The sequence below is a fragment of the Ruegeria sp. BHSC223 genome (assembly GCF_059613025.1).
Genome location: NZ_JBXWRR010000005.1, coordinates 182278 through 200731 on the forward strand (window position 1 = coordinate 182278; position 18454 = coordinate 200731).

The 18454-nt window shown below is 66.8% G+C and carries 10 protein-coding genes; 5 read left to right on the top strand and 5 right to left on the bottom strand.

Translation table 11 applies throughout. The features are described 5' to 3' along the window. Positions 1–2: 2 nt before the first annotated feature. From AC2FNY_RS11225 to xylB, 4 genes are read right to left on the bottom strand one after another with little or no spacing between them, the layout of a single operon-like run. Complete coding sequence (locus tag AC2FNY_RS11225; RefSeq protein ID WP_496802492.1) at positions 3–1301, bottom strand: cytochrome-c peroxidase; 1299 nt, start codon at positions 1299–1301, stop codon at positions 3–5. Further along, on the bottom strand, positions 1298–2263 hold the full coding sequence (locus AC2FNY_RS11230) for an aldose epimerase family protein (RefSeq protein WP_496802493.1): 966 nt from the start codon (positions 2261–2263) through the stop codon (positions 1298–1300). Before AC2FNY_RS11230 ends, AC2FNY_RS11225 begins: the two co-directional genes overlap by 4 nt. Continuing rightward, positions 2256–3560: a xylose isomerase gene (gene xylA, locus AC2FNY_RS11235; RefSeq protein WP_496802494.1), complete on the bottom strand. Its 1305-nt coding sequence runs from the start codon at positions 3558–3560 to the stop codon at positions 2256–2258. The genes AC2FNY_RS11230 and xylA overlap by 8 nt, the downstream gene beginning before the upstream one ends. Then, positions 3557–5005, bottom strand: a complete 1449-nt coding sequence (xylB, locus tag AC2FNY_RS11240) for a xylulokinase (RefSeq protein ID WP_496802495.1) — start codon at positions 5003–5005, stop codon at positions 3557–3559. Before xylB ends, xylA begins: the two co-directional genes overlap by 4 nt. A gap of 214 nt (positions 5006–5219) precedes the next feature. On the opposite strand from xylB, the gene AC2FNY_RS11245 reads away from it, so the two are divergent. From AC2FNY_RS11245 to AC2FNY_RS11255, 3 genes are read left to right on the top strand one after another with little or no spacing between them, the layout of a single operon-like run. After that, a complete protein-coding gene (locus AC2FNY_RS11245; protein WP_496802496.1) occupies positions 5220–6299 on the top strand; it encodes a glycosyltransferase family 4 protein in 1080 nt (359 codons plus the stop codon). Next, the gene (locus AC2FNY_RS11250) at positions 6296–7261 is read left to right on the top strand and encodes a glycosyltransferase family 2 protein (RefSeq protein ID WP_496802497.1); all 966 of its coding nucleotides are present in this window, start codon (positions 6296–6298) and stop codon (positions 7259–7261) included. The genes AC2FNY_RS11245 and AC2FNY_RS11250 overlap by 4 nt, the downstream gene beginning before the upstream one ends. A 7-nt stretch (positions 7262–7268) precedes the next feature. After that, positions 7269–9368 carry an NAD-dependent epimerase/dehydratase family protein gene (locus AC2FNY_RS11255; protein WP_496802498.1) on the top strand — a complete coding sequence of 700 codons (2100 nt, stop codon included), beginning with the start codon at positions 7269–7271 and terminating at the stop codon, positions 9366–9368. A gap of 2 nt (positions 9369–9370) precedes the next feature. On the opposite strand, the gene AC2FNY_RS11260 is transcribed toward AC2FNY_RS11255, so the two are convergent. After that, positions 9371–10123, bottom strand: a complete 753-nt coding sequence (locus AC2FNY_RS11260) for a WecB/TagA/CpsF family glycosyltransferase (RefSeq protein WP_496802499.1) — start codon at positions 10121–10123, stop codon at positions 9371–9373. A 180-nt stretch (positions 10124–10303) separates the two neighbouring features. Here AC2FNY_RS11260 and AC2FNY_RS11265 point away from each other — a divergent pair, with 180 nt between their 5' ends. Together AC2FNY_RS11265 and AC2FNY_RS11270 are read left to right on the top strand one after the other, a co-directional pair. Continuing rightward, complete coding sequence (locus AC2FNY_RS11265) at positions 10304–11764, top strand: hypothetical protein (RefSeq protein WP_496802500.1); 1461 nt, start codon at positions 10304–10306, stop codon at positions 11762–11764. Positions 11765–12025: 261 nt separating this feature from the next. Beyond that, positions 12026–18451 (top strand): type I polyketide synthase, encoded by a 6426-nt coding sequence (locus AC2FNY_RS11270; protein WP_496802501.1) that lies wholly within the window; start codon positions 12026–12028, stop codon positions 18449–18451. Positions 18452–18454 lie beyond the last annotated feature (3 nt).

An 18454-nucleotide genomic window follows, 5' to 3' on the forward strand; every position in this document is an offset into this window, starting at 1 on the left:
ATCTATCGCGGCACCTTGAGACCGCTGGGGACCTTGTCCGGAATGCCAAGGCGCCCGGTCAGCGCCACCGGATCGGTCAGCGTATCGAGAAAGGCCAGCAGGGCATCGACCTCCGCTTCGGTCAGCCTGATCGGCTCCAACCGGTTCGCGTCGGCAATCGCCGCCATCTCGACCGGATCGTCCAGCACCGCCCGGTCGCTGGCAAAACCGCCCCCCGGCAAGAGCGCCGACGCAATATCATAGGCCTCTAGACTGGCCACCGGATCCAGATGGTGTTCGACCACCGCACGCAGGCTGGCATAGGCGCCGCTATGCCCATAGGGCGCGGTTGCGGTCACGTTGCGCAGCGAGGGCGTGCGGAAGGCATAAGCGTCGGTCGGATCGCCCGTCACCCGCATCCGCCCGATATCGCGATTGTGGCGCTCGAACCGGGCCGCCTTGCCCGGACCGATCTGCGGCATGGCGATGGCGTGAAACCCGTGATCGGTCTGGAATTGGCCCGCATGGCAGGTCGCGCATTGCGCCTTGCCATAGAAGAGGTCCATCCCCGCTTTCGCCGCCTCGGGCAGGTCCCCCTGCCCGCGCAGGAAACGATCAAAGGGGCTGTCATCGGCGCGCCACTCGAATACCATGAAATCGGCGATCACATTGGCAATGTCGGCAAATGTCACCGGGCGCGGCCCAATGACCGCGTCAAAGGCGCGGCGGTAGTCGGGGATCGCTTCGATGCGCGCCGCCAGGATTGCCCAGGCCCCGCCTGGGCCGGTGAGCCTGCCTTGCCGCACCGCCTGGGCCACGTCGTTTTCCGAGTAATGCCCGGCCATCTCGTCGCCCGAGAGCACCGGGAACATCGCCTGTGCGGCCAGCGCCGAGGCAAAGCCCTGTTCCATATCCGCGCCCAGCGGCGTGCGGATGCCCGAGGGGCGTGTCGGGTCGCTTTCCAGCCGGCCATCGTGAAAGAAATGGGTGAATTCTTCGGCGCCGAGGTTGAAGAGTGCTGGCGCGTTGCGGGGAATGCGCTGTTCGGGCAGGTTTTCCGGGTCGAGGCGCATGTCCGGGCCGATCCCCAGCGCGCCGTCGCCAAGGCCCAGTGACACGCCGTCAGAGGTGCCGAAACGCGGATGGTGACAACTGGCGCAGGCGACAGTCCGGTTGCCGCTGAGGATCGGATCATAGAACAGAAGCTGGCCCAGCCGGACCGCCTCCATCGCAGGTTCGGCAAAGACCGCATCGGCGCGCGGCAGCGGATCGGCCAGCAGCGGGCTGGCCGCGATGGTCAGCAGCGCGATCAGCCGTCTCATACCGCGCCCTCCTCGTAAATGCGTATTGTCGTGCGCTGGCGATAGGGGTGATCGGGGGTGATCAGCGGGCAGGGAAAACCCGGTGTGTTCACCGCGTTGGGATAGCCCTGCGGTTCCAGGCAGAGGCCCGCAAAGGGCGCATGGATCTGGCCCGGCAGCGGGCTGTGTTCCGGCCTCAGATAGTGGCCGGTGTAGAGTTGCAGGCAGGGCTGGTCGGTCTCGATCTCGAGCGCCAGCCCGTTGCCGGTTACCCGCACCTGCCCCCGGTCGAGCACGAAGTTCATGTCCAGCCCCTGCCTTGCGGGATCGGCCTCGGCGATGCTCCGCCCGGTGCGGAAGTCGAAGGGGCGCCCCGCGACCGGGGCAACCTCTCCGGTGGGGATCCTGGCCGCGTCATTCGGCGTGTAGCGGCTGGCGGGCAGGGTCACGTGGAAATCGCGGCAGGTCTCGGCCCCCAGCGAAAAATAGGAATGCTGTGCCAGGTTCAGCAAGGTCGGCCGGTCGCTGGTCGCCGCCATGTCATAGATGAGCGCGTCCCCCTCCAGACGGATGGTCACCGTCAGGTCGAGCCGCCCCGGGTATCCGCCCTCGCCATGTGTGGACACGTGTGTCAGGCGCACGGCGCGGGGGCCGTCCGCCTCCATGTCCCACAGGCGCGCATGCAGCCCCTGAGGCCCGCCGTGGATATGGTTCGGCGCCTCGTTGGCGGGCAGGTCGTACCGCACCCCGTCCAGCGTGAAGCCCGCGCCCGAGATGCGGTTGGCCACCCGGCCCGCGATGATCCCCAGGCTGCGGGGGTTCCGCGCATAGTCCGCAGGGTCGGCATAGCCCAGCACCACCGGCACCCGGGTGCCGCGCAGCGGCACCTGCCAGTCCTGGGTGATGCAGCCCCGGTTCAGGATCGCGACCGAAACATCGCCCTCCTCCAGCGTGTGCCGACGGATGCCGCCCCTGTCAGACAAAGCGGTTCACGTGGTTTTCCAGCCTCTCCTGCCGGCCCGAGCGGGGGTGCGGGTCGATCTCGCCCGCCAGCACGCGGGCAAAGAGGCTGTCCAGATCGCTCTCCAAAATGCCCTGACCATGGTCGCTGTCCCACCCGGCATAGCGGTCGCGCAGCGCGGCCTCCAGCCCGCCATCCTCGATCATCGCGGCGGCAGCTTTCAGCCCGCGCGCGCAGATGTCCATGCCGCCCACATGGGCCGCGATCAGGTCGGTTGCATCGAGCGACTGGCGCCGCAGCTTGGCGTCGAAATTGGTGCCGCCGGTGGTGAACCCGCCCGCCCGCAGGATGTGGTAATAGCACAGCGCCACCTCGGGCACGTTATTTGGGAACTGATCGGTGTCCCAGCCCGACTGGTAATCGTTGCGGTTCATGTCGATGGAGCCCAGCATGCCCTCGGAGGCGGCCACCGCAATCTCATGTTCGAACGAATGCCCGGCCAAGATTGCGTGGCCCTGCTCCAGGTTCAACTTCACCTCGCCCTCCAGCCCGTATTTGCGCAGGAAGCCGATGCAGGTGGCGGCGTCGAAATCGTACTGGTGTTTCGAGGGTTCCTGCGGTTTCGGCTCAACCAGGATCGCGCCCTTGAAGCCGATCTTGTGCTTGTAATCCACGACCATGTTCAGGAACCGGCCCATATGGTCCAGCTCGCGCCCCATATCGGTGTTGAGCAGCGTCTCATACCCTTCGCGCCCGCCCCAGAGGACATAGTTCTGCCCGCCCATCCGGTGGGTGGCGTCCATGCAGGTTTTGACGGTCGCCGCGGCATAGGCGAACACGTCCGGGTCGGGGTTGGTCGAAGCACCCGCCATCCAGCGGCGGTGGCTGAACATGTTTGCGGTACCCCATAGCAGCCGGGTCTTGCGGCTTTCCATTTTCGCAAGGAAATAGTCGATGATTTCCTCGAAATTCCTCAAGCTTTCGGCAAATGTCGCTGCTTCGGGGCGGATATCGGCATCGTGCCAGCAGAAATAGGGCACGCCCAGAATATCGAACATCTCGAACGCCGCATCGGCCTTGACCTTGGCGCGCGCCATGTCGTCCTGCGGCTGCCAGGGGCGGATCAGGGTCTGGCCACCGAACGGGTCGTTCCCCTCCCAGGCGAAGGAATGCCAATAGGCCACGGCAAAGCGCAGGTGATCCTCCATCCGCTTGCCCATGACGATTTCGTCGGGGTCATAGTGGCGAAAGGCCAGCGGGTTGGCGCTGTCCGGTCCTTCGAAACGGACGGGGGCGATATCGGCGAAGAACTCGGTCATGGCAGGACTTTCAGCTTGGGGTAGGTGGCGGCGAAATCGGCATGGGCCTGAGCATAGGCCTCCAGCAGGTCGGCGCGGGGGTCGATGGTTTCGGCGATGGGTGGGCGGGTCATCACCTGTTCCGGGTCGGTCCCGGTGACGCCGCAAATGGCCAGCCGCGCCGCGCCCAGCGCGGCGCCGTTCTCGCCCTGTTGGGCGAGGTCGAGCGGCAGGCCCAGCACGGTGGCGAGCAGTTCGACCCAATAGCGTGAGCGGGTGCCGCCGCCGATCGCCAGAAGGCGCGGCAGGTCTGCCCCTGTGGCGCGCAGCGCGTCGAGACTGTCGCGCAGGGCAAAACTCACGCCTTCGACAACCGCGCGGGTCAGGTCGGTGCGGGTCTGGGCGATGTCGAGACCCAGGAAGGCGCCGCGTATGGCGGCATCGTTGTGCGGGGTCCGCTCGCCCGAGAGATAGGGAAGGAACCGCACGGAACCGGGCGCGTCCAGCGCGCCCAACTCGGCGGTCAGGGTCGCGGGCTCGGCGCCGGTGATCCGGGCCAGCCAGTTCAGGCTGTCGGTCGCGGCCAGGATCACGCCCATCTGGTACCAGCGCCCCGGCACCGCGTGGCAGAAGGTATGCACCGCGCTGGCAGGGTCCGGGTAAAACCCGTTTCGCGCCGCCAGCAGAACGCCAGAGGTGCCCAGCGAGACAAAGCCGTCGCCCTCGGCCAATGCGCCCACGCCGCAGGCGGCGGCGGCATTGTCGGCCCCGCCCGCCACCACCTGCACGCCACCGGGCAGGCCCAGATCTGCGGCGAGGTCGCGGCGTACAGGTCCCACAATCCCGGTTCCCTCTCGCAAGTCCGGCATCTGGTCACGGCGCATCCCACCTGCCTCGAGCAACCGGTCGGACCAGGCGCGCGCGCCCACATCGAGCCAGGCGGTTCCGGCGGCGTCGGACATCTCGGTGCCGATTTCGCCTGTCAGCCAATAGGCCAGATAATCCTTGGGCAGCAGCACCTTGGTCACCCGGGCGAAAGACTGAGGCTCATGCCGAGCCAGCCAGGCCAGCTTAGGCGCGGTGAAGCCGGGAAAGACGATATTGCCGGACAGGTTCCGTACCGCCTCCGCCGCGTCCAGCGCGGCCGCCTCGACAAAGCTGCGGCTGTCATTCCACAGGATCGCGGGCCGGATCACCGCGCCCGTCTCATCCAGCAGCACCGCGCCATGCATCTGCCCCGATAGGCCCAACCCTTCGACCCGCTCCATCGCAAGCGGATGGCGCTGCGCCAGCGAAACCAGCGCCGAGCGCGCCGCCGCGACCCAGTCGGCGGGCGCTTGCTCGCTATAACCCGGATACGGGTGACTGGCCTGCAATCCGGCCTCGGCACTCTCCAGCACGCTGCCATCCGGTCGCACTAGTACCGCGCGCACCCCCGATGTGCCCAGATCGAGCCCTATGAACATGTCGCCTCCCCAGCTGTTGCCAGAGCTTTGCGTGATTTAATTTAGGTGTCAAATTAAAAACAGCGCCCCCTGCCCCGGATTGGTCACAGTCGCGTCGCAAAACCGTACCCCGGCAGCGGTATCGAGGCGAAACGAGAGATTTTCACTCCCCAGTCCCGGTCCCCATGCTAGGACAGGGCAATCCGCGCGGATCAGACCAAGGAGAGCAGACCCGGTGCGCATCACGTTTCTCAGCCCACGCTCGAATCTTTCGGGCGGCCTGCGCGTGATTGCGATCTATGCCCGCATGCTGAAAGCGCGCGGACATGAGGTGACCATCGTCACCCCGGCCCGGGCACAGCCCAGCCGCCGGCAGAAACTGCGCGCCCTGTTGCGCGGACAGACCCCCAACCCGCCAGAGCCACCCGGCCATCTCGACACGCTGGACCTGCCGGTGATCGAAACCGCGCGGGCCGATTTCCAAATCGACCCGGATGAGATCCCCGATGCGGACGTGATCGTGGCGACCTGGTGGGAGACCGCCTTTGCCGCCGCCGCGATGCCGCCCGAAAAGGGGCGCAAGTTCTATCTGATCCAGCATCACGAGGTGCATGATTTCCTGCCTTGGCAGATCTCGCGCGCCACCTATTACCTGCCGCTGACCCCCATCGTGATCTCGAACTGGCTGGACGGGATTCTGCGCCAAACTTATGGCCGCAGCGACGCGCGGCTGGTGCCCAATGGCATCGACCTGACCCAGTTCCACGCACCCGAACGGGGCAAGGCGACCCGTCCCACGGTCGGGTTTCTCTACAGCCCGTACCCGATCAAGGGGTCGGATACCGCACTGGCCGCGATTGTCCTGCTCCGACAACGCTTCCCCGACCTGCATGTGGTGGCCTTTGGCGCCGAACCGGTGTCGCCGGATATGCCGCTCCCCCCTGGTGCTGACTTTCACTTGCGCCCCGCGCAGGAGCGGATCCGCGACATCTATGCCGCCTGCGACGTGTTCCTCTGTGCCAGCACCGCCGAAGGGTTCTTTCTGCCGCTGCTCGAGGCGATGGCCTGCCGCACGCCGCTGGTTTCAACCCGCGTGGGCGCCGCCGAGGACCTGATCGAGCCGGGGGTGACAGGCTATCTGGCCGATGTGGGGGATGCCGCTGCCCTGGCCGAGGGCGCCGCTCGTATCCTGTCTCTGCCCGATGGCGAATGGCGCGCCATGTCCGCGCGCAATCACAAGATCGCCCAGGGGCAAAGCTGGGACCATGCCTGCGACCTGCTGGAAGCGGTGCTGAGCGACGAGGGCCTGTCATGAGTGTCGATCTGGTTCTCATCGGCCGCAACGAGGGCGACCGGCTGATCCGCGCCCTGCGCGCTGCACGCGGTCAGGCGCGGCGCCTGATCTATGTGGACTCGGGCTCGACCGATGGCAGCGTCGCCGCCGCCCGCGCCGCGGGCGCCTTGGTAGTGGAACTGGACATGTCCATCCCCTTCAGCGCCGCCCGCGCCCGCAATGCGGGGTTCGAGGCCGCACAGGCAACGGACCCGGCCCCCTTTGTACAGTTCATCGACGGCGATTGCGCGCTGGTTCCCGGCTGGCTGGCCGCCGCCGAAGCACGGCTGAGCCAGGACGACACGCTGGGCCTTGTCACCGGCTGGCGCTCGGAAATCGCGCCCGAGGCGAGCCTTTACAACCGCATCTGCGACCATGAATGGCGCCGTCCAGCCGGGCCGATCGTGGCCTGCGGCGGCGACATGATGGTCCGGGCAAAGGCCTTTGCACAGGCGGGTGGCTTCGACCCCACGGTGATCGCCGCCGAGGATGACGATTTCTGCCTCAGGTTGGCGCGCGCCGGCTGGCAGCTGGAACGCCTGCCGCTGGAGATGACGCGGCATGACGCCGCCATGACCCGCTTTGCACAATGGTGGCGACGCGCCGTTCGTGCAGGCCATGGTTTTGCACAAGTTGGCCTACGTCATCCCGGACATTTTCGTACCGAACAACGCCGGGTGCTGGCCTGGGGCCTTGTCCTGCCGGTGATTGCGCTGGTTGGCGCCGCCAAGGGCCCGGCGGTGCCGGTGCTGGTGGCGCTGCTCTATGCGCTGTCGTGGCTGCGCAGCACCAAGGGCTTGCGCGCCGAGGGGATGCCCGCCGCCGAGGCCCGCAAACAGGCGCTGCTGCTGACCCTGTCGAAGTTCCCCAACCTGATCGGCATGGGCAAATACTGGCTGACGCATCTTGCGCGCCGCCGCCCCCGGATCATCGAGTATCAGTGAGAGTGTCATGACCACGTCCCCCCTCCGCATCGGACTGATCGGCGCCGGTTATATCGCCGCCTGGCACGCGGATGCCTTGCGCGCGGTGCCGGGTGTCGAACTGACTGCCGTCTGCGACCCCAATCTGGACCTGGCCGAGGGGCTGGCCGCCGCCCATGGCGCGCGTGCCTTTGGCGATCTGGACGACCTGATCGGCGCCGGTCTGTGCGACGGGGTGCATATCCTGACGCCGCCCGACCTGCATCACCCGCTGGCACTGCAATGCCTGCGCGCGGGCCTGCATGTGCTGGTCGAGAAACCGGTGGCGCTGAACGCCGCCCAAACGCAAGAGATCGAGGATGTCGCGCGCGCCGCGAACCGCCGCTTTCACGCGGGCCACAACTTCCTTGGCCTGCCGTCGTACACACGGCTGAAACGCGAGATACGGCGCGGCGCGCTGGGCCGTGTCTCGGGCGCCGAGATCCGCTGGTGCTATCCGTTCGGACCGCTCAGGGCGGGGCCGTTCGGCATCTGGCCGCTGCGCGATACCCGCAACCTGATGCTGGAATTCGGCCCGCATCTGATCAGCCTGGTAATCGACCTGTTCGGCCTGCCCGAGATCGAACATGTGGCGCTGTCCAAACCGGTGGCGCTGCCCGGCGCGGGCACCCGGCCGCAGGGCTGGCGTATCCTGGCACGGGCGGGCGAGGTCGAGCTGGTGCTGATCCTGTCGCTGGTTGAAACCGCCGATGACCGCTCGGTGACGATCCGCGGGTCCTCGGCGCGGGCGCGGCTGGACCTGGCCGCCGACACGCTGATCATCGACGCCGAGAACACCGCCGATCTGGTGGCGAACCCGCTGCTGCGCCAGCTGTCGCTGGCCGGTCAACACCTGACCCAGGGCAGCACAAACGCGGCCCGGCAACTGACCTCGTTCAATCGCAAATCGCCTTACGCACTCAGCTTTCGCGGCCTCGCCCAGGGCATCTGGGAGCCGGTAGCGCGAAATGCCCCCGCCGATCCGCGCTGGTCGGGCAGTTCCGCCGTGGCGGTGATGACAGCACTTGATGCGGTGCTGGCAAAGGCGGACTGGCCCGCGCCGGTGCCCGCCAAACCCAGCCGCAAACCGGCGCCCAGCGCGATGGTGATCGGTGGCACCGGCTTCATCGGTCGGGCGCTGACCCGCGAACTGGTGGCGCGCGGCAACGATGTGCGGGTGATCTCGCGCGGGCGGCAGGGGCCGTTTGCCGATCTGCCCGATCAGGTCGAAACCGTCTCGCTGTCGCTGCGCGATACCGAGGGGCTGGCCCGGGCGATGGCGGGAATCGACACGGTCTATAACCTTGCGCGCTCCACCGACAGCAGTTGGGAGGATTGCCTGCAAAACGACGTCGCCGTGGCCGAGGGCATCGGCGAGGCGGCACTGTCGGCAGGGGTGCGGCGGCTGGTCTATACCGGCACCATCGCCAGTTTCGACATGTCCGATCCGGCGGTGACGATCACCGATGCCACACCGCTGCCGGGCGAGATGGAAGACCGCAACCTCTACGCCCGTTCCAAGGCCGAATGCGAACGCCGCCTGATGGCACTGCACCGCAAGAGCGGCCTGCCGCTGGTGATCGCGCGTCCGGGCATCGTGCTGGGTGCGGGCGGGCCGCTGCAACATTGGGGGATCGGGCGCTGGCACGGCGCCGGGGCGGTGCGGCTGTGGGGCAACGGGCGCAACCCGCTGCCCTTTGTGCTGATCGGCGATTGCGTCGACGGGCTGATCCGCTGCGCCGAGGCGGAAGGGATCGAAGGCCGCGCCTTCAACCTGGTCGGCCCGCCGATCCTGAGCGCGCGCGACTATTTCGACGCCATCCATGACCGGCTGGGCGCCCGCATCCGGGTGAGCGGCGGCAACCTGTCGCTGATGTATGCCGCCGACTGGGTCAAGTTCCAGCTCAAGACCCGGGTTCTGGGGCGCAGCGGGCTGACCCGCCCCTCGCGCGCCGACTGGCTGTCGCGCGCGCATCAAAGCCGGTTCGACATCTCGGGCGCACAAGCCGCGCTGGGCTGGCGACCGGTCAGCGACGCCGACACATTCCTGACAGGTGCTGTGGACCAGGCCGGGCTGCTGGGGTTCTGAGCCTAGCGCCCGCGCAACCGCAGCGCCCGCACCATGTGGCCGGGCAGAATCGCCGCGCAACGCGCGTAGCGCGGCGCAAGGCGCAGCGGATCGGTCAACATCCGCCACAGCCATTCCAGCGCCAGCTTCCGCATCCACTGCGGCGCCCGGCGCTGGTGACCGCCCAGGAAATCAAGCCCCGCCCCCACCGAGGCAAAGCCAACGCCCGGCGCAAGGGCCCGCCCGCGCAGCGCCAGCCGTTCCTGTCGGGGGGCGCCCAGTGCCAGGAAACACAGGCCGATACGCCGCGTGGCCAGTTCCTTCAGGATCGCCTCTGCCGCCGCGCCCTCGGGGTCGAACCCGTATTCGGGCGCATGGGTCCAGGCGATGTCCAGTCCCGGCGTCTCGGCCTCGAGCACGCGCTTGGCATCCCCCAGCGCCACCTCAGAACTACCCACAAGCGCCACTGGCACCCGCTCGGCCGCAGCCAGCGCGCAGAGCGGGCGCACCAGGTCCGAGCCCGGCATCAGTTCGACCGGGCGCTGCGCCAACCGCGCCAGCGCCACGATGGGCCGGCCATCGGCCACCACCAGATCCTGCCCGGCATAGGCGCGGGCAAAGACAGGGTCGCTGCCAAGCTTGACCAGATGATCGAGGTTGATCGTCGCCAGCGCAAACCCCTCGCCCGCGCGAAACCGGCGCCCCACCTCGCCCATCAGGGCGTCGCGGGTCGGCATGTTGACCGTCACCCTGTCCTCGCCAAAACTGAATTCCATCGACCTGCCTCCGACTGCCCCCGCCTTGACTAGCCGCCGACGCGTCCTCAGGCCAGCCCCTGCTGCGAAAGCGAACCGATCCTGCCACCGGATCGCCGCATTCGCGCGCTACCCCCGGGACAAGCGGGCCGAGCCCTGATAGGCTTGCCCATCCACATGCGACCCACAAGGCAGGAGCAGATGCCCAATCCCGTCGCCTATCTGATGCTGATGCTGTGGCCGATTGCCTGCGCGTTCCTGTTCACGCGCCTGCCGCTGCAACGCGCAATCATCTGGGGTATTCTGGGGGGCTATCTTATTCTGCCCCCGGTGGCCGAGTTCGACCTGCCCCTGGTGCCGTCGATGAACAAGGATTCCATCGCCTCGGTCGCCACCTTCCTCGCCTGTCTTTTTGTCGCGCGCAAACGGATACCGCTTCTGCCCGACAGTTGGCCGGTAAGGGTATTGCTTTTCAGCTTTGTCCTGTGTGCGGTGCCTACAGTGCTGACCAATCGCGAACCGCTGATCTTTGAGATGGCGCTGCAGGCCGGGCCGATACGGTTCTTTACCAACTACGTGCCAGGCATGGGGCTACGCGACATCTTGTCGATTATTCTAAGCCAGTTGATCATCTTGTTGCCGTTCTTCCTAGGACGCGCGCATCTGGCGGACGAGGCCGGGTTACGCAATCTCGTGCTGGCCATGGCGGCAGCAGGACTGGCCTATTCGCTACCGTCGATCTTCGAGATTATCTTCGCCCCGGTGCTGAACATCTACGTCTACGGCTTCTTCCAGCACGACTTTAACCAGATGATCCGCGAAGGTGGTTTCCGTCCAATCGTGTTCCTGCCCCACGGGCTTTGGTTGGCCTTCTTCATGACGACCGCCGTGCTATCTGCCACGGCACTGACACGGCACAGTCACGGCAAGAACCGCGAGCGCTGGACCGCCGCGCTGGTCTATTTGCTGCTGGTTCTCAACGCCTGCAAGAGCCTCGCGGCGCTGGGCTATGGTCTGGCGTTGTCGCCGGTCCTGCTGTTCCTACGTCCCAACACGGTGCTGCGCATCGCGCTAGGAATTGCCGCGCTGGCGATCGCCTATCCGGCGCTGCGCAATATCGGAGCGATACCGCTGGATGCCATTCTTGAACGCGCAGCCGCGATCAGCACCGAGCGCGCACAATCTCTGGAGTTCCGCTTCACCAACGAGGAGCAGTTGTTGGAGCGGGCGCATCTGAAACCTTGGTTCGGATGGGGAGGTTGGAATCGAAATCTGGTCCTGGATAGCCAGACCGGGCAGATAGTCAGCATTCCTGACGGCGCATGGATCATCGCCTTCGGGACCTTTGGCTGGGTCGGGTATATTGCAAAGATGGGCCTTCTTGCCGCACCAATTATCATGATGGCCAGGCAATCTCGCAAGACAAACTCTGCCGAGATCTCGGATTTCGCCGCACCGCTGGTCTTGATTCTAGCCGCCACGATGACCGACATGCTGCTGAATGACACTCTGACACCCTTCACTTGGCTCTGCGCTGGGGCGGTGCTGGGGTACGTAGAACAATTGCGGCGCCCGCTAAAGCGACCTTTGCCTAGCCCGAGAGAGAATGCGACGGTCTTTGGCGGGCATATGCCTGCTGATGAAGCTCGGCCCGTGTTGTGACCGACCCGATCGGTGGTTCCGCCTCAATTGATCAACAATCGTCCTCATTCAGGCCACAAAAACCAGAAAGAAACGGGTTTGTTCGCAAAGCTGCAGCAAACACATTCGAAACCCGTTAAAGTTTGTGTCACAAATACAGATGGTTAAGCATAACTCAGGTAAGAAAAGTAAAATTCGAGGCTTTCGACCCCAAACCGCTCTCTCTAAGTTGAGCGCGGGTAGGCGGGCTGAAATGAACGAACGGGATCGTTTGGTCTGGCCATGGCAACGCGTGAAGTAAAGTTCGAACAGGATGACATAGCCATTGTCGGCATGTCCGTCCATGTTCCCGGCGCCCAGTCGGCGGCAGAATTCTGGCGCAATCTTAGGGCGGGGATCGAGTCGATCCAACCGCTTGATGACGAGGCGCTGCTAGAAGCGGGCGAGCGCGCCGACCGGTTGGCTGACCCAAACTATGTCCGCGCCGCAGCCCTGCTGGACGGGTTTGACCGGTTCGACGCCGATTTCTTTGGCTTCTCACCGAAAGAGGCGGCCATCCTTGATCCCCAGCACCGGCAATTCCTGGAAACCGCCTGGGAGGCGATGGAGGATGCCGGCCACCCGCCCGAGACCATCGCCGGGCCGATCGGCGTCTATGCCGGCTGCGGCATGGGCAGCTATTTCTATTTCAACATCTGCTCGAACCCCGGCCTGGTCGACGATGTGGGCATGTTCCTGCTGCGCCACACCGGCAACGACAAGGATTTCCTGTCGACCCGCGTGAGCCATGTGTTCGACCTGCACGGGCCGAGCGTGAACGTGCAGACTGCCTGTTCCACCTCGCTGGTCGCGATCCACTATGCCTGCAAGGCGCTGCGCGAGGGCGAATGCGACATGGCGCTGGCGGGCGGGTCCACCATCGAACTGCCGCAGGGGCGCGGGTACCTTTACAAGGAAAACGAAATCCTCAGCCCCGATGGCCATTGCCACGCTTTCGACCACCGGGCGCAGGGCACCGTGTTCGGCTCGGGCGCGGGCGTGGTGGCGCTGCGACGGCTCAAGGACGCGCTGGCCGATGGCGACCATATCTGGGCAGTGATCAAGGGCAGCGCCATCAACAATGATGGCGCCGACAAGGCCGGATATCTGGCCCCCTCGGTCGGCGGTCAAGCGCAGGCGATCAGCGCCGCGCTGAAGGCGGCGGATGTGCCCGCCGAGACCATCGACTATGTCGAATGCCACGGCACCGGCACCTATCTGGGCGACCCGATCGAGGTGTCGGCCCTGACCCAGGCCTATCGCGAACAGACCGCCGAGAGCGGGTTTTGCAGGATCGGCTCGGTCAAGACCAATATCGGCCATCTCGACACCGCCGCCGGGGTTGCGGGCTTTGCCAAGACCGCGCTGGCGCTGCATCACAAACAGATCCCGCCGTCGCTGGGATATGAGGCGCCGAACCCGGCGATTGATTTCGACACCAGCCCGTTCCGCGTCAACGACCGGCTGACCGACTGGACCCCGCACAAGGGGCCGCGCCGGGGCGCGGTGAACAGTCTGGGCGTGGGCGGCACCAACGCACATGTCATCCTGGAGGAGGCGCCCGAGCGCGCCGCCTCGGACGAAAGCGAGTTTCCGTTCCAGATCCTGTGCCTGTCGGCCCGGTCACGCGCCGCGCTCGATGGCAATGCCAAGGCGCTGGCCGGTTGGCTGCGCGCCAACCCGGACGTCAATCTGGCCGATGTGGCCTATACGCTGAAAGAGGGCCGTCGCGGGTTCGAGAAACGCCGCGTGCTGGTGGCCGAAACCGCGCTTGAAGCCGCCGACCTGCTGGAGCAGGGCGATCCGCGCCGGGTGTTCACCCATGACGCGCTGGGGGCCGGGGCCGATGTGGTGTTCATGTTCCCCGGTGGCGGGGCGCAATATGCGGGCATGGCGCGCGACCTTTACGAGGTCGAGCCGGTCTTTGCCGAATGGATGGACCGGGGGCTGGAGCATCTGCAAAAGAGCCTCGACTACGATATCCGCGCCATCTGGCTGCCCGACGGCGATACCGCCGAAGCAGACGCCCGGCTGCAACAGCCCTCGGTGCAGCTGCCGCTGATCATGATCGTGGAATATGCGCTGGCGCAGCTGTGGCTCAGCTGGGGCGTGCGGCCCGCAGCCCTGGTCGGCCATTCGATGGGCGAGAATACCGCCGCCTGTCTGGCCGGTGTGATCGGGTTCGAGGATTGCATCGACCTGGTGCTGCTGCGCGGACGGCTGTTTGACACCGTGGCGCCGGGCGGCATGCTGTCGATCTCGCTGCCGCTGGACGAGGTACAGGCGCTGATCGGCGAGGATCTGGACATTGCCAGCGTCAATGCCCCGCGCCTGACCGCCGTCAGCGGCCCGCAAGCGGCGCTGGACGGGCTGGCCGAGGTATTGAAGGCCCGCGAGGTCGAGTATCAGCGCATCCAGATCGACATTGCCGCCCATTCGCGGATGCTGGAGCCGATCCTGAAGGAGTACGGCGATTTCCTGCGCGGCCTGACGCTGGGCGCGCCGCAAATCCCGATCCAGTCCAACCGCACCGGCGCGGTGCTGACAGGGGCCCAGGCCACCGACCCCGACTACTGGGTCGCACAGCTGCGCAACACCGTCCATTTCGCCGATTGCATCGACGCCCTGTCCGAGGGTCGCGACCAGGTGTTCCTGGAGGTGGGTCCCGGCAAGGCGCTGAGCTCGCTGGCACAGATGTCGCCCGGCGTGTCGCCCGGTCAGGTGCTAAGCAGCCTGCGCCACCCCGATCAGGACATTGCCGATGATGCCTATTTCCTGGGCGTGATCGGCCGGCTCTGGGCCTGCGGGGTCGAGGCCGATTGGCCCCAGATCTGGGGCGAGGCGCTTCGCCACCGCCTGCCCCTGCCGACCTATGCCTTTCAGCGCAGCCGCTATTTCATCGAGCCCGGCACCCGGCAGTCCGAGGCGCCGCGCGCCCTGCCCGCGCGCAGCGACGACCTTACCCAGTGGGGCTGGCGTCCGGTCTGGCGCCCGCGTCTGGCCGATTGCGACATCGACACCGCGACCGAGCTGGCCGAGGTCGCGCCGCGCAACTGGCTGTTCTTCATGGACGAGACCGGGCTGGCCGAGGCCGCCGCGCAAAGACTTGAGGGTGTCGGGCATCATGTCACCCGCATCCGCTCGGGCGACAGTTATGCCCGTCTAACCGATGGCAGCTATACGCTCGCGCCCGAACAGGGGCGGATGGGCTATGACCTGCTGTTGCGTGATCTGGCCGAGCAGCAGCGGCTGCCCGACCGGATCGGCCATTTCTGGCTGGTGACCGAGGATGAACGGTTCCGCCCCGGCTCCAGCTTTCATGACCGCAACATGGAGCACGGCTTCTTTGGTCTGACCTGGCTGGCGCAGGCACTGGGGCAGGTGGACCTGCCCGGACCGCTGCACATCACCGCCTTTACCTCGGGCGCGGCGCGGCTGCGCGACGAGGGGCTGGCCTATCCCGAAAAGGCCACCATCGCCGGGCCGATGGGGGTGCTGCCGCATGAAATGCCGGGACTGACCTGCGCGACCGTCGATATCGAACTGCCCGCCCGTCTGCGCCCACCGCTTTGGGCGCGACTGCGCGGTGCGGCACCCGAACAGGACGAGGACCTGACCCCGGCGGTGCTCGAAGAGTTGCTGGCTGAACCCGGCAACTCGATTGCCGCCCGGCGCGATGGTAAGCGGTTTGGCCGCAGTTACCGCCCGGCGCCGCTGACTGACGCAGGGCCTGCCTTCCGCGACGGTGGCACCTATCTGATCACCGGCGGTTTCGGCGGTATCGGCCTGACGCTGGCCCGTCACCTGATGGACCAGCACGGCGCCAACGTGATCCTGCTGGGGCGTGATCCGCTGCCCGCCGACCGCGCCACCTGGCTGTCCGGGCACAGCCCCGCCGACCGTACCAGCCGTCGCATCCGTGCCCTGGCCGAGCTGGAGGCGCTGGAACGTGGCGAGGTGATGGCGATTGCCGCCGATGTGGCCAATATCGACCAGATGCGCCGTGCCTTGGGCGAGGCCGAGGACCGGTTCGGCGCGCTTACCGGCGTGATCCATGCCGCGGGCCATATTGCGGACGGCCCCGCATTGGCCAAGACCGAGACCGATCTGCACCGTGTCCTGTCGCCCAAGATGACCGGGCTGCGGGTGCTGGACCAGCTCTTCCCCGACGGGGTGCTGGAACTGATGGTGCTCTGTGCCTCGTCCTCGACCGCCAGCCGCCCGGCGGGTCAGGTCGATTACGTGGCCGCCAACGAGTATCTCAACGCCTTTGCCGACAGCAGGCAGGGCGGCGCAACGCGGGTGGTCGCGGTCAACTGGGGGGTCTGGGCCGATGTCGGCATGGCCGCCGATGCCCGCGCCGCGCGGCTGGGCACCGGTCACGACACCAAACGCAGCCCGACCGGGCTGCCGCTGCTGCACGAGGCAGGGTTTGACGAGGCGGGCAACCGCCTGTTCGTCTCGCGGCTGAGCGCCGAGGATTGGGTATTCGACGAACACCGCACCGCCAATGGCACCGCGCTGCTACCGGGCACCGGCTATCTGGAACTGGCCGCGCAGGCGCTGCACGCGCAGGGCATCACCCATCCCTATGACATCCGCGATCTCTATTTCTTCCGCCCGCTCAGGGTGAACGGCACCCCGCGCGAGGTGGTGGTCCGGCTGGAGGACGCGCCGGACGGCGTCGCCTTTTCCGTCTGGAGCGCGCTGCCCGGTGGCGGCTACGCCCAGAACGCGCAGGCCCGGCTGGTGCCCGCGCCCGAGGCACAGGCCGAACCGCTCGACCTGGCCGCCATCGCCAGCCGCTGCCCCGAGGCAGAGAGTGCCGCGCCCGATACGGTGCTGCACAGTCCGCAGGAACGGCACCTGCAATTCGGCCCACGCTGGCAGGTGCTGCGCGCCACTGCGCGCGGTACGGGTGAGGGGCTGGCCCGGCTTGCCCTGCCCGAAGCCTATCGCGGCGATCTGGACAAAGGCTACCGGATGCATCCCGGCCTGCTCGACCTGGCCACCGGCTGGGCCATCGAGCTGGCCGCCGGCTATGATGGCGAAACGCTCTGGGTGCCGGTGTCCTACCGCGCGATCCGGGTTCATGCGCCACTGACGGCCGAAATCCGCAGCTGGATGCGCCTGACGCCCGATCAGGCCGCGGTGGCGGGGCATGCCTCCTTTGACATCACCCTGACCGATCCCTCGGGCGCCGTGCTGGTCGAGATCGAAGGGTTCCAGATGCAGCGCACGACGGGCACCATCGACCTGAGCGATCCCGAACGCGCCGATGCGGATGCCGCCACGCTGGGGCTGGAGCCCGCACGGAAATCGACGCCGCTCTCGCCCGAGGAACAGCGCCTGCACCACAACATCGCCCAGGGCATCCGCGCCGAGGAAGGCGCCGAGGCGCTGGTGCGCGCATTGGGCACCGGGCTGCCGCAACTGGTGGTCAGTTCGCTCGACCTGCCCCGGCTGATCGCCGAGGCCGATCAGGTCGCAGCCCCTGCGGAAACCGGGCAGAGCTTTGACCGACCCGAGTTGGACACCGATTATGTGGCGCCCGCGACCGAGACGGAAAAGACCTTGGCCGGGTTCTTCGAAACCCTTCTGGGGGTCAGCAAGGTCGGCACCCAGGACAGTTTCTTTGACCTTGGCGGCCATTCCCTGATCGCGGTGCGCCTCTTTGCCCAGATCAACCGCGCCTTTGCGGTGGAATTCCCGATTTCGCTGCTGTTCGAAGCACCCAGCGTCGTCGCCATTGCCGACCGGATCGACGCGCGACTGGGCCGCAGCGGCGCGGGCGATACCCCGGAAACAGCCGAGGCCGCCGCACCCGAGCTGACCCATGTGGTGCCCTTGCATCAGGCGGCGGCTGGCCATGCCAGCCCGTTCTTCGTGGTGGCCGGCATGTTCGGCAATGTGCTCAACCTGCGACACTTGGCGCTGATGCTGGGCCGCGACCGGACGGTCTATGGCCTTCAGGCGCGCGGGCTGGTGGGCGAGGATGCCCCGCATGAAACCATCCCCGAGGCGGCGCGCGACTATATCGCCGAGATGCGGCAGGTACAGCCGCATGGCCCCTATCTGCTGGGCGGTTTCTCGGGCGGCGGCATCATCGCCTATGAGATCGCGCAACAGCTGCGTGACGCGGGCGAAGAGGTGGCGCTGCTCGTACTGCTCGACACCCCGCTGCCGCAGCGCCCATCCCTTGGCCGCCGCGACAAGGCGTTGATCAAGCTGCAACAGTTCCGCCAGCGCGGACCACGCTACCTGGTCGATTGGGTCAAGGCGCGTTTTGCCTGGGAAGTGCAGCGCAGGCGCGGCCCGGTTCAGGACGGCGGCGCCGGTGCCTTCAACAACACGCGGATCGAGGCCGCCTTCCTGCGCTCGGCTGCGGGTTACGCACTGCGGCCATGGGAGGGTGCGACGGTACTGTTCCGGCCGCCGCTGGAACGGCTCTGGCAGGTGTCGGGCGGCAACTGGGTCAATCATGAGCGTCACTATGTCTATCCCGACAACGACTGGGGCCGCTGGATCGCGGAACTCGAGGTGATCGAGGTGCCCGGTGACCATGACAGCATGGTGCTGGTGCCCAATGTCTCGGTCCTGGCCGAGCATCTGCGCGGCCAGCTCAACGCCATCGACAGCGCCGGCGCCCTGCCGCATGCGGCGGAGTGATCC